Source organism: Sphaerisporangium corydalis, assembly GCF_025506355.1.
GTDB lineage: Bacteria > Actinomycetota > Actinomycetes > Streptosporangiales > Streptosporangiaceae > Sphaerisporangium > Sphaerisporangium corydalis.
The window spans coordinates 26,709-37,093 of record NZ_JANZYP010000038.1 but is presented as its reverse complement, the minus strand read 5'-3'; the positions used below and the strand labels follow the sequence as shown (position 1 = coordinate 37,093).

The 10,385-nt window shown below is 72.3% G+C and carries 11 protein-coding genes; 7 read left to right on the top strand and 4 right to left on the bottom strand.

Annotation, left to right across the window (positions count from 1 at the left end):
• Positions 1 to 4 precede the first annotated feature (4 nt).
• The 5 genes from NYZ98_RS24245 (at position 5) to NYZ98_RS24225 (ending at position 6,045) form a co-directional block, all read left to right on the top strand.
• Positions 5 to 943, top strand: coding sequence for a hypothetical protein (locus NYZ98_RS24245; protein ID WP_262845319.1), 939 nt, complete (start codon positions 5 to 7; stop codon positions 941 to 943).
• Positions 943 to 1,494, top strand: coding sequence for a cupin domain-containing protein (locus NYZ98_RS24240; RefSeq protein WP_262845317.1), 552 nt, complete (start codon positions 943 to 945; stop codon positions 1,492 to 1,494). The genes NYZ98_RS24245 and NYZ98_RS24240 overlap by 1 nt, the downstream gene beginning before the upstream one ends.
• Positions 1,491 to 2,741, top strand: a complete 1,251-nt coding sequence (locus NYZ98_RS24235; protein WP_262845316.1) for an ATP-grasp domain-containing protein — start codon at positions 1,491 to 1,493, stop codon at positions 2,739 to 2,741. The genes NYZ98_RS24240 and NYZ98_RS24235 overlap by 4 nt, the downstream gene beginning before the upstream one ends.
• 83 nt (positions 2,742 to 2,824) lie before the next feature.
• Positions 2,825 to 4,081, top strand: coding sequence for an MFS transporter (locus NYZ98_RS24230; RefSeq protein ID WP_262845314.1), 1,257 nt, complete (start codon positions 2,825 to 2,827; stop codon positions 4,079 to 4,081).
• Positions 4,082 to 4,254: 173 nt separating this feature from the next.
• Positions 4,255 to 6,045, top strand: coding sequence for a tannase/feruloyl esterase family alpha/beta hydrolase (locus tag NYZ98_RS24225; protein ID WP_262845312.1), 1,791 nt, complete (start codon positions 4,255 to 4,257; stop codon positions 6,043 to 6,045).
• A gap of 10 nt (positions 6,046 to 6,055) precedes the next feature.
• Here the strand turns inward: NYZ98_RS24225 and NYZ98_RS24220 are convergent, their stop codons facing one another.
• From NYZ98_RS24220 to NYZ98_RS24205, 4 genes are read right to left on the bottom strand one after another with little or no spacing between them, the layout of a single operon-like run.
• Positions 6,056 to 6,235, bottom strand: a complete 180-nt coding sequence (locus NYZ98_RS24220) for a hypothetical protein (protein ID WP_262845311.1) — start codon at positions 6,233 to 6,235, stop codon at positions 6,056 to 6,058.
• Complete coding sequence (locus NYZ98_RS24215) at positions 6,232 to 6,726, bottom strand: aminoglycoside phosphotransferase family protein (protein WP_262845309.1); 495 nt, start codon at positions 6,724 to 6,726, stop codon at positions 6,232 to 6,234. Before NYZ98_RS24215 ends, NYZ98_RS24220 begins: the two co-directional genes overlap by 4 nt.
• A gap of 48 nt (positions 6,727 to 6,774) precedes the next feature.
• Entirely contained in the window at positions 6,775 to 7,578 is an 804-nt protein-coding gene (locus NYZ98_RS24210; RefSeq protein WP_262845308.1) for an SDR family NAD(P)-dependent oxidoreductase, read from the bottom strand.
• A gap of 15 nt (positions 7,579 to 7,593) precedes the next feature.
• The gene (locus NYZ98_RS24205) at positions 7,594 to 8,307 is read right to left on the bottom strand and encodes a TetR/AcrR family transcriptional regulator (RefSeq protein WP_262845306.1); all 714 of its coding nucleotides are present in this window, start codon (positions 8,305 to 8,307) and stop codon (positions 7,594 to 7,596) included.
• A gap of 87 nt (positions 8,308 to 8,394) precedes the next feature.
• Between NYZ98_RS24205 and NYZ98_RS24200 the strand changes: the two genes are divergently transcribed.
• Both NYZ98_RS24200 and NYZ98_RS24195 read left to right on the top strand, forming a co-directional pair.
• Positions 8,395 to 9,327 (top strand): zinc-dependent alcohol dehydrogenase, encoded by a 933-nt coding sequence (locus tag NYZ98_RS24200; RefSeq protein ID WP_262845304.1) that lies wholly within the window; start codon positions 8,395 to 8,397, stop codon positions 9,325 to 9,327.
• A 31-nt stretch (positions 9,328 to 9,358) separates the two neighbouring features.
• On the top strand, positions 9,359 to 10,375 hold the full coding sequence (locus tag NYZ98_RS24195; RefSeq protein WP_262845302.1) for a quinone oxidoreductase family protein: 1,017 nt from the start codon (positions 9,359 to 9,361) through the stop codon (positions 10,373 to 10,375).
• The last annotated feature ends 10 nt before the right edge of the window (positions 10,376 to 10,385 follow it).

Below are 10,385 nucleotides of genomic sequence, written 5' to 3'. Positions count from 1 at the left end.
CGACATGAAGGACGTCGTCCACGCCTACGACCAGCAGTTGTACGACCGGTCGTTCCTCAACTGCTACCAGCGGCAGGCCATGGTCATGCTCGCCGAGCGTGTCCCCGACCTGCCGCTGACCTTCTACAACTGCCTGGTCGCCGGCGACGACATCGCCGGCCAGGTCATCCGCCTGGGCCGGCCGAAGTACGACTTCCAGAGCGACCTCCTCGACCCCGCCGCGCTCGCACGCGTCGGGATCACCCGCGAGTACGTGCCGTTCGACACCTACGCGCGGGCACGCGAGCTCATCGTCGACACCGTCGAGCGCACCGGCTACGTGATCCTGTTCATCGACGTCTACTACCTCCCGCACACCCCCGAGTACCGCACCGAGCACGTCGTCCACACGATCACCCTCACCTCCCGCGCCGGCGGCCTCTGGTCGATCCTCGACGACAACCAGGCCAGCGTGCTGTGCCGGTACGCCTATCCCGAGGACGTCGTCGCCGCGGCGTACGACAATGGCAAACTGCGGCACGTCAGCTGGTTCCCCACCGGCCCGTACGACGCCGCCGCCGCGGCGGCCGGGTCGTCGGCGGCGTTCACCGAGGTCCTGCGGACCTACGACGACACCTACGCGCTGCTCGACGGCGTCGCTGACCTGCTGGGGACACCGTGGATCACCCCGGCGCGCACCATCGCCCTGCTGTACGACGCCTTCTCGGTGTACGAGGGGTCACGGGCCTGCCTGCGGGAGTTCGCGAAGCGGCAACCGGCGTACGCGGACGCCGGTCCGGCGCTCGCCGGCCTCGTCGGCCGGTGCAGGGACATCAGGAACCAGCTGATGATCGGCAAGGCGATCGGCCGGGTGGACGCCTCCCGTGTGGCCGCCGCGTGCGCGGAACTCCGCGCGGCCGAGGAGGACACGCTGAAGCGACTGCGGGGACTGGGGGGACTCTGATGCCGATCGACCCACGCGTGGTCGTGACCGGCTACGGCCCGGACGGCAAGGCGGTCGTCGTACGCGACACGCTCGTCCCGCCGATCACGGCGCGCGCGCTCCTCGGCCAGGAGATGTACCTGATGTGGGGCACCCCCGACGGCGGCGCGACCGTCGGCCCGAAGGCGCCCGGCCCGATCACGCTGCCGTTCTTCGCCGGAATCGGCGGCACGCGGCTCCTGCTCGTGCGCTTCCCGCCCGCGTCCGCGCTCACCGGACCACCGTCCCCCAACGACCAGGCCGAGATCGACGCGGAGGTCCAGGAACGCCTCCCCGGCCTGATCGACGTCTTCGACCCCGGCGACACCTCGGGGATGCACACCACCGACACCCTCGACTACGGCATCTGCGTCGAAGGCGAGCTGTGGCTCGAACTCGACTCCGGTGCGGAGGTGCGGCTCACCCCCGGCGCCTGCGTCGTCCAGCAGGGGACCCCGCACGCCTGGCACAACCGCTCCGAGATCCCGGCACTGATGGCGTTCGTCGGCGTCGGCGCGAGGCGGTCGGCATGACGCGGCTGGTCGTCGTCGGGACAGGGCCCCGCCTGTACCGCGAGTTCATGCTGCGTGGCATCGGTGAGCGCCACGACGTCCACATCGTCATCGGCCGACCGGCCGAATGGGAGACGCCGTACGTCACCGGCGTCAGCGTCGTCCCCGGCATGACCCCGGACGGCATCGCGGCCGCCGTCCGGCAGATCGTCGCACAGGGCGGCGTCGACGGCATCATGACATGGGCCGAGGACCACGTCGTCGACACCGCGCTCGCCGCGGCCGCCGCGGGCCTGCCGGGCCCCGGTCCCGGCGCCGCGCGCGCCTGCCGCGACAAACACCTCACCCGCTCGGCCCTCGCCGCGCGCGGCGTCCCACAACCCCGATCGGTCCTGGTGGCCGACCTCACCGAGGCGTGCGCCGTGGCCGACAAGCTCGGCTACCCCGTCGTCATCAAGCCGAGAGGAGGCGTCGCGAGCCAAGCCGTCGCGCTCATCCACGACGCCGAGGAGCTGGCCGGCCACTTCCCCTCCGCGCACCGCCTCCCGGCCGCCGGCCTGCGATCCCCGGACCGCACCGTCCTGATCGAGGAGTACCTCACCGGCCAGGAGATCGCCGTCGACTCGGTCGTGCGGAACGGCCAGGTCATGCCGATCTGCGTCTCGCACAAGGAGATGGGCTACGCGCCGTACTTCGAGGAGACCGGCCACTGGACACAGGCGTCCGACCCGCTGCTGGCCGACCCCGCGATCACCAGGTTCCTCACCCAGGTCCACACCGCCATCGGCTACTCGACCGGCGCCACGCACACCGAACTCAAACTCACCGACAAGGGCCCGCACCTCATCGAGATCAACGGCCGGCTGGGCGGCGACCTCATCTCCTACCTGTGCGGCAACGCCTCCGGCGTGGCCCCCGGCCTGGCCCTCGCCGCCGTGTCCTGCGGCGCCGTCCCCGACCTGACACCGGTACGCGCGTCATGCGCCGGAATCAGGTTCGCCTACCCCCCGTGGCCCGAGACCCGCGTAGAGGAGATCGCCTTCGACGAGTCGGCACTTCCCCCGGAGACGGACCTCGCCGTCCCCCTCGTCGGCCCGGGCGAAGTCGTCCAGCTGCCGAACAAGGACCTCATGGAAGCCCGCGTCGCCTTCGCCACCGTCACCGCGTCCACCCGCGGGGAGGTCTCCGCCGCACTGGACCGGTGCCTGGCGGCACTGCGCTGCACGTGGAGCCCCGCTGACCGGGCCGCGCCGTGCGGCCCTCCATGATCGACCCGCGCTCGTGGAGTCCCCCTTGATCGACCCGCGCATGTGGAGCCACCCTTGATCAACCCGCGCTTGTGGAGTCGCCCATGACCAACCCGCCGCAGACACCCGCCGCCGAAGCCCCCGCGGGGGTGATCCGCACGCTGCGCGAACTGCCGCGGTCGGCCATCGTCCTGCTGTCCGGCATCGCGCTGAACCGCATGGGAAGCTTCGTCGCGCTCTTCCTGATCCTGTACCTCACCGGCCTCGGCTACAGCCCCGCGCAGGCGGGCTTCGTCGTCTCCGGTTTCGGCGTGGGCTCGATCGTGGGAACGTTCGCCGGCGGCAGCGCCACCGGAAAGTACGGCGCGCGAACCGTGATCATCTGGTCGATGCTGTTATGCAGCCTCGCCATCGCCTCCCTGACCGTCGTGACGGCGCTCGTCCCGCTGCTGGCCGTGAGCTTCGCCGCAGGCGCCTTCGGCCAGATGTACCGCCCCGCCGCCATGACCATGCTCGCCGACCTGACCCCGCCACAACGCCTCGTCACGACCTCGGCCGCCAGCCGTTTCGGCCTCAACCTCGGCGCCGCCATCGGCCCCCTGCTCGGCGTATGGCTGGCCGCCGCGTACTCCTACCAGGTCGTCTTCCTCGTCAACGCAATGGTGGACCTGCTCTTCGCCTTGATCGTCCTGCTGGTCATCCCGGCCGCGACCCCCGGCCGCGCGAGCGACCACCCCACCACCGGGAACCGGGCCGCCGAGGCCCCGCGCCTCAAGGACACCGCGCGTTACAAGGACCTGCTGGGGGACCGGCGCTACCTGCTGTTCCTCGCCGGCATGTTCATCACGGCCGTCGCCGAGGCCCAGTACCACTCGACGCTACCGCTCGAAGTGCAGGCACGCGGCTACCCCACAGCTCTCTACGGCGCACTGGTGGCGATCAACGGCGCGCTGGTCATCCTCGTGGAACTCCCCCTGACCCCCTTCATCCAGCGATTCCCCATGCGAACCACCGTCGCCACCGGCTGCCTCCTCCTGGGCGTGGGCCTCAGCCTGTTCGGCCTCCCCTTCGGCCCATGGATCTTCATCCTGGGAGCCGTCGTCTGGACCCTGGGAGAGATCATCAGCGCTCCCAGCATCGGCGCCTACCCGGCCCTGGCCGCCCCGGCCCCCATCCTCCGCAGCCGCTACATAGGCGCGCTCTCCACCTGCCAGGCAGCAGGCTGGGCCCTCGGCCCCACCATTGGCACGGCCCTGTTCGAGTACGTGGGCGGCGCCGTCTGGGTGATGTGCGCGGCCCTGGGCGTCCTCGCCTACCTCGGCATGCGCGCAGGCGTCCGCCAGCCCGTCCTGCCTTATTAGGATCCGCGGTGCGCCCGGTCACGCCGGCCGGCCGTGGTGGAAGACCCCGAGTCCGAGTTGCCACGCTGCGACGCTCCATCCTGCGACTGGTGGTTCGAGCCTTACCGGCTCCTCGTGGCGGAGTAAGAGATAAAGCCATTGCCGCCGATCGCCGCCTTCCGTCATGATCAGGCATGGCGATGACGCAAGAACTGCTCGCTCGTGTACGGGGCCGGACGCCGGGTCGCGCCGGCCGCGCCGCTGGAGTCCGGGCGCTGCCGGTCGTGTTCGCCCTCCTCGCCGTCCTCGTGATGGCCGACGGTGGCCAGGCCGCGTCCCGTGCGGCCGTGGCCGGGGTGCCCGCCGAGGCGCGCGGTTCTTCGTCCGGCCCTCCCGTGGTACTGCCGAAGACCGACTGCGCGGCCCTCGCCGGGCAGGACCTGTCGGGGACGCCCGGCGCTCCGGCGGTCATCGGGTCCGCGACCGAGATGATCTCGCCGGACGGCTGGGCGGCCTGCGAAGTCAAGGGAACCGCTGCGCCGCAGATCCAGTTCGACGTGCTCCTCCCCACCAAGACGTGGCGGCAGCGGTATCTGCAGACCGGGTGCGGGGCGTTCTGCGGCAGCGTCGACTTCTTCGCCGACGCGTCGGACGGGTGCGTGCCGCTGACCCGCGGCGACTTCGCCATAGCCACCGGCAACGGAGGGCACGTCGGCGTCTCCGGCTTCGACGGCACCTTCGGTGCCGACCCGCAGCTCCGGGTCGACTTCGGCTACCGGTCCGACCACGTCGTCGCGCTCGTCGCCAAGCGGCTCATCGCGCTCTACTACGGGCAAGGCCCGCGCTACTCCTACTTCGACGGCTGCTCGCAGGGCGGCCACGAGGGGATGACCGAGGCGCAGCGCTACCCGCATGACTTCGACGGCATCATCGCCGGCGCCCCGGCGTCGCTGCTCACCTCGCTCATCGTGTGGTCCGCGGGCTGGCACGCCACGGCCAACACCGACGCGCGGGGCCGGCCCATCATGACCGCGGCCAAGCTTCCCGCGCTGCACGCCGCTGTCATGCGCGAGTGCGACGCACGGGACGGCCTGGCCGACGGCCAGATCGACGACCCGCGTGCCTGCACGTTCGATCCGCAGAGCCTGCGCTGCGCGACGGGAACCGACAGCGCGGACTGCCTCACCGACGCGCAGATCGGTGCGGTACGCAAGCTGTACGACGGGCCACGTGACGAGCGGGGCCGGCGGATGTACCCGGGGGGCGAGCCCGTGGGCTCGGAGGCGAACTGGGCCCGCTGGGTCACCCCGACCGCCAACGGCGACCCGGCCGTGGCCGAGGGCAACGCGACGAGCGCGCTGAAGTACCTCGCCTACCCGTCCGCCCGGCCGTCGGCGACACTGCGCGACCTGCGCTACGACTCGGCGACGTTCCGCGAGATCAACCGGCAGGCCGGCATCTACGACGCGAGCGACCCCGACCTGACGGCCTTCCGCGCCGCGGGCGGGAAACTCCTCCTCTGGCACGGCTGGGCGGACCAGGCGATCTCGCCGTACGGGACGATCGCCTACTACCACGCCCTCACCGAGCGCATGGGCGGGACGGACGCCACGCAGCGGTTCGCCCGCCTGTTCATGCTGCCGGGCGTCGCCCACTGCGGTGGCGGTCAGGGACCGGACGCGTTCGACGCGCTCACCCCCACCCTCGCCTGGGTCGAGAACGGCGTCGCACCCGACCGGCTCGTCGCCACCAAGCGCCAGGACGACAACGTCGTACGGACCCGGCCGGTCTACCCCTATCCGACCGTCGCACGCTACGACGGGAGCGGCAGCGGCGACGACGCGGCGAACTTCGCACCGGCCCCGCCGCCCACGCGCTACGAGGACGACATCCCCTGGCTCGGGTCGTTCCGCTCCGGCTACGAGCAGACCTGCGGCTGGCACGACGGCCGCTGGTCCTGCACCCCGGCACGACGACCGAGCTAGCCCGGCTACATCAGCGCCTCAGTACGTCGATCTCGCAGCCCGGCGCGAACGGGTCGAAGCCGTGCTCGGCCAGCCAGCGGACCGCCAGCAGGCTGCGCAACGACCACCACGCGTGGATCACGTCGAGGTCGACGCCGGTGCCGTAACCGGCGACGACGTCGCCGAGGTGCTCCTCGTGCCCGAGCGTCAAGATGGAGAGGTCGAACAGGGCGTCACCTCGGCCCAGTCGATGATGCCCGTGATCTGGTCGCCGTCGGCGAACACGTGCGCGATCTGCAGGTCGCCGTGCGTGAACACCGGAGTCCACGGCCGGAGCGCGGCCTCGGCGACCTGGCGGTTGCGGGTGACCAGGTCGGCGGGCAGGACGCCGTTGGTCACGAGCCACGCGCACTCGCGGTCGAGATCCGCCGCCAGCTCCTCGCGGCCCCGGCCGGCCTGGCCGAGCCAGGGCGGTAACGGCGCGTCGTGCAACGTCCGGATGGCGGCGCCCGCCGCGGCCCACGCCGCCGGGGACGCGGTCGACGGCTCGCCGAGGCGGCCGAGCGCCGTCCCCGGGACCGCGGCGATCGCGAGCACCGGCGGCTTGTGCCACAGGACCTTCGGGGTCGGCACCGGCGCCAGGGCCATCGCCTGGATCTCCACTTCGATGCGCGCCTGATCGGCGTCCACCTTCAGGAACACGTCGCCGACGCGCAGTGAGCGGTCGGCTCCTCCGCCGGGGGTGGGCGGTCAGCGGAATGCGGACAGTGCGAGTGGCTGCCACTTGCGCCATGTGGCGAGGCGTTCCTCGTATTCGGCGGCGACCGGTTCGAATGACGTGCCGAAGAAGGCCCGGGCCGGGGGGTCGTCGGTGTCGGCCAATTGCAGGATCGGGGCGCGTGTCGCCTTCGGGTCGCCGAGGGTCCAGGTGATCGCGGTGGCCGTGCGGACCTCGGCGTAGTCGGGGTGCTCGGCGCTGGTGCGGACGCTGTCGCCGCCGAAGCCGGTCGAGTACGGGCCGGGTTCCAGGCAGATGACGTCGATGCCGAAGTGCGCGACCTCCTTGCGGAGCGACTCCGACAGCCCCTCCACCGCCCATTTCGACGCGTGGTAGCCGCCGATGCCGGGGAACGCCCGGACGCCGCCCTCGCTGGTGACCTGGATGATCCGGCCGTGACCCTGGGCGCGCAGCACGGGCAGGACCGCCTGCGTCACCCACAGCGTGCCGAAGAAGTTGGTCTCCATCTCGGCGCGGATCTCGGCCTCGGTCAGCTCCTCGACCATGCCGAAGTGGCCGTAGCCGGCGTTGTTGACCACCACGTCCAGTGCGCCGAAGTGCCCGGCGGCCTGCGCCACGGCGGCGAACACGGCGGCGCGGTCGGTGATGTCGAGCCGCAGGGGCAGGACGGCCTCGCCGTACCGCTCGGCGAGGGGACGCAGGTGGTCGAGGTCGCGCACGGTGGCGGCGACGCGGTCGCCCCGCTCGAGGGCGGCCGTGGCCCACTCGCGGCCGAAGCCTTTCGATGTGCCGGTGATGAACCAGGTCTTGGACAACGTCTTCGCCTCTCGTCAGCCGGAGATCCGGACGGCGACCGCGTCCAGCAGCGCGGCCAGGCCGAACGCGAACTCCTCGGGGCTGCCCACCTGGGACAGTTCCTCGGCGTGCGCGGTCAGGATGGGGTGGCGCCGCGGGTCCAGGCCCTCGTAGAGCCGGCGGCGCAGCCGTTGCTCGTCCGGGTTGGTGGAGTCCACGCCCAGGGTGAACTGCACCGAGCCGATCACGAACGTGGCGAACGCCGACGCCGTGGCGTACGCCTCCCGGACGCTCAGCCCGATGGCCGTGAACTGCCCGAGCCACAGCTCCATCCCGCTCAGTGAGTTCGGGCCGAGTCGTTCGGTGCCGCGCAGGAACGGGACCAGTCCTGGGTGCGCGAGCAGGAAGTCGCGGAACGAGTGCGCCTGCCACTCCGAGGTCTCCCGCCAGCCCAGGCCCGGCGGCGGCAGGTCCAGGCCCAGCCCCATGGCCCGGTCCATGGCCAGGACCACGAGCTCGTCGCGGCTGGTGACGTGCCGGTACAGCGCGGCCTGGCTGCAGTTGAGCCGCTGGGCCAGACGGCGCATGGTCAGCGCCTCCGCGCCCTCGGTGTCCAGCACGGTCAGCGCGGTGTCGGCGATCAGGTCGAGCGACAGCATCCGCCGGCGCCGTGGGCGGTCGTCGGCGTTCTCGGTCCGGGCCAGCCACCAGGCTGCGGTGCCGGCCCTGATCGGCGTGGCGTCATCCATGCGCATCCGTTCTCTTGCTAAGCGAACCACGTTCACTTAGCCTAAGTTAACTCCGTTCGCTTAGATTACGCCATCGAGGGGGAAACCATGCTCGCCGTCAGGAGCACCGAATCCGGGGTCCGCGCCGTCCCGGTCGACCGGCCGTCCGGGCCGGGCGTGCGGTTGCGGGTCGCCGCCGCCGGGATCTGCGGCACCGACGTGTCGTTCGCCGCCATGGGGCTCGGCGGCTTCACCTACGGGCACGAGATGGCCGGCACCACCCCGGACGGCCGGGCCTGGGCGGTCGAGCCCTCGATCTACTGCGGCCGCTGCGCGGAGTGCGAGCGCGGCGACGTCCAGCGCTGCGACGCCGAGGGCCACGGCGTGCTCGGGATCTTCCGGGACGGCGGGATGACCTCGGAGATCGTCGTCCCGGAGTTCACCTTGCTCCCGCTGCCCGCCGGGCTGCCGGTGGAGGAGGCGTGCCTGGTCGAGCCGGGCGCGGTGGCCTGGCACGGGGTACGGCGGGCCCGGCCGGTCGCCGGGGAACGCGTCGCCGTCGTGGGCGGCGGATCCATCGGGCTGCTGGCCGCCGCGGCCGCCCGCCGGATGGGGTTCGAGGTCGACGTCGAGGCGCGGTACGACCACCAGGCGCGCGCCGCCGGGAAGCTGGGCGCCGGGCACCCGCACGGGCTGTACGACGTGGTCATCGACGCGGCCGGCAGTCCAGCCGCGCTGGCCCGGTGCGCCGAACTGGCCCGGCCGGGCGGCCGCGTCGTGGTGGTCGGCGTGTACTTCGGGGCCGCCTCGTTCCCCGGCCCGGCGAGCCTGGTCAAGGAGCTCGCCTACCTCAACGCCATGGCGTACGACCACCGCGACGGCCGCCGCGAGTTCGCCGACGTGGCCGCGATGCTGGCCGACCAGCCGGAGATCGCGGAGACCGTCATCACGCACCGGTTCCCGCTGGCGGACGCGGCCGAGGCGTTCCGGGTGGCCGCCGACCGGTCCACCGGCTCGATCAAGGTGGTCCTGCACCCGTAAGGCCATGAGGCCCGACACCGAAATGAGGACGATGACGATGGAAGTCAACGCCGCCGTGGTCGGCTCGTTCGACCACCCGCCCCGCTACGAGCCGTTCGACCTGCCCGCACCCGTCGACGAGGACCAGGTGGTCGTGGACGTGCTCGCGGTCGGGCTGCACCCTAGGGTGCGCACCGGAGCCTCCGGCCGGCACTACACCAGCACCGGCAAGCTGCCGATGGTCCCTGGCGTGGACGGCGTCGGCCGGCTCGAGGACGGCCGCCTGGTCTACTTCGTCGCCGACGACGAGCTGACCGGGCCGATGGCCACCCGCACCGTGGTCGACGCCCGCCGGTGCGTCCCGCTGCCGGAGGGCGCGGACGTGGTCAAGATCGCCGCCGCGATGAACCCGGCCATGTCCTCCTGGGTCGCGCTGCGCCGCCGGGTACCGATCCGCCCCGGGCAGTCGGTGCTCGTCTTGGGCGCCACCGGCAACGCCGGCCAGATGGCGATCCAGGTCGCCAAACGGCTGGGTGCCGGGCGGGTGGTCGGCGCCGGACGGGACCCGGGCCGCCTCGCCCTGCTGCCGGGGATCGGCGCGGACGCCACGGTCGCGCTCACCGGCACCGCCGAGGCCACCGGCGCCGCGCTGGCCGAGGCGGCCGCCGAGGTGGACCTGGTGATCGACTACCTGTGGGGCGTACCGGCCGCCGCGGCGATCATGTCGCTGCTGCTCGGCCGCGCGGACCGGGGCCGCGAGCTGAACTGGATCCAGATCGGCTCGGTGGCCGGACCGGTCATCGAGCTGCCGTCCGTGGCACTGCGCTCGGCGAACTTCCGGCTCCAGGGCAACGGCCAGGGCGCCGTGTCCACCCGGGCCTACCTGGAGGAACTGCCGGCGCTGATGGACGAGATCGACCACGGCGGGATCGCGATCGCCGCCCGGGCCCTCCCGCTGGCCGACGTGGAGTCGGTATGGACCGCACCGGAGACGCCCGGTGTCCGCACGGTGCTGGTCACCACCGAGTCCTGCCTGGACCAGGCCGGGGTACCCCGGCCGGCCGAGTAACGGGAGGTAC

What these genes read in the sequence shown, in the direction of transcription:
- NYZ98_RS24245 (WP_262845319.1), top strand. Translation starts at nt 5, where the DNA reads ATGAAGGACGTCGTCCACGCCTACGACCAGCAGTTGTACGACCGGTCG.
- NYZ98_RS24240 (WP_262845317.1), top strand. Translation starts at nt 943, where the DNA reads ATGCCGATCGACCCACGCGTGGTCGTGACCGGCTACGGCCCGGACGGC.
- NYZ98_RS24235 (WP_262845316.1), top strand. Translation starts at nt 1,491, where the DNA reads ATGACGCGGCTGGTCGTCGTCGGGACAGGGCCCCGCCTGTACCGCGAG.
- NYZ98_RS24230 (WP_262845314.1), top strand. Translation starts at nt 2,825, where the DNA reads ATGACCAACCCGCCGCAGACACCCGCCGCCGAAGCCCCCGCGGGGGTG.
- NYZ98_RS24225 (WP_262845312.1), top strand. Translation starts at nt 4,255, where the DNA reads ATGGCGATGACGCAAGAACTGCTCGCTCGTGTACGGGGCCGGACGCCG.
- NYZ98_RS24205 (WP_262845306.1), bottom strand. Translation starts at nt 8,307, where the DNA reads ATGGATGACGCCACGCCGATCAGGGCCGGCACCGCAGCCTGGTGGCTG.
- NYZ98_RS24200 (WP_262845304.1), top strand. Translation starts at nt 8,395, where the DNA reads ATGCTCGCCGTCAGGAGCACCGAATCCGGGGTCCGCGCCGTCCCGGTC.
- NYZ98_RS24195 (WP_262845302.1), top strand. Translation starts at nt 9,359, where the DNA reads ATGACGATGGAAGTCAACGCCGCCGTGGTCGGCTCGTTCGACCACCCG.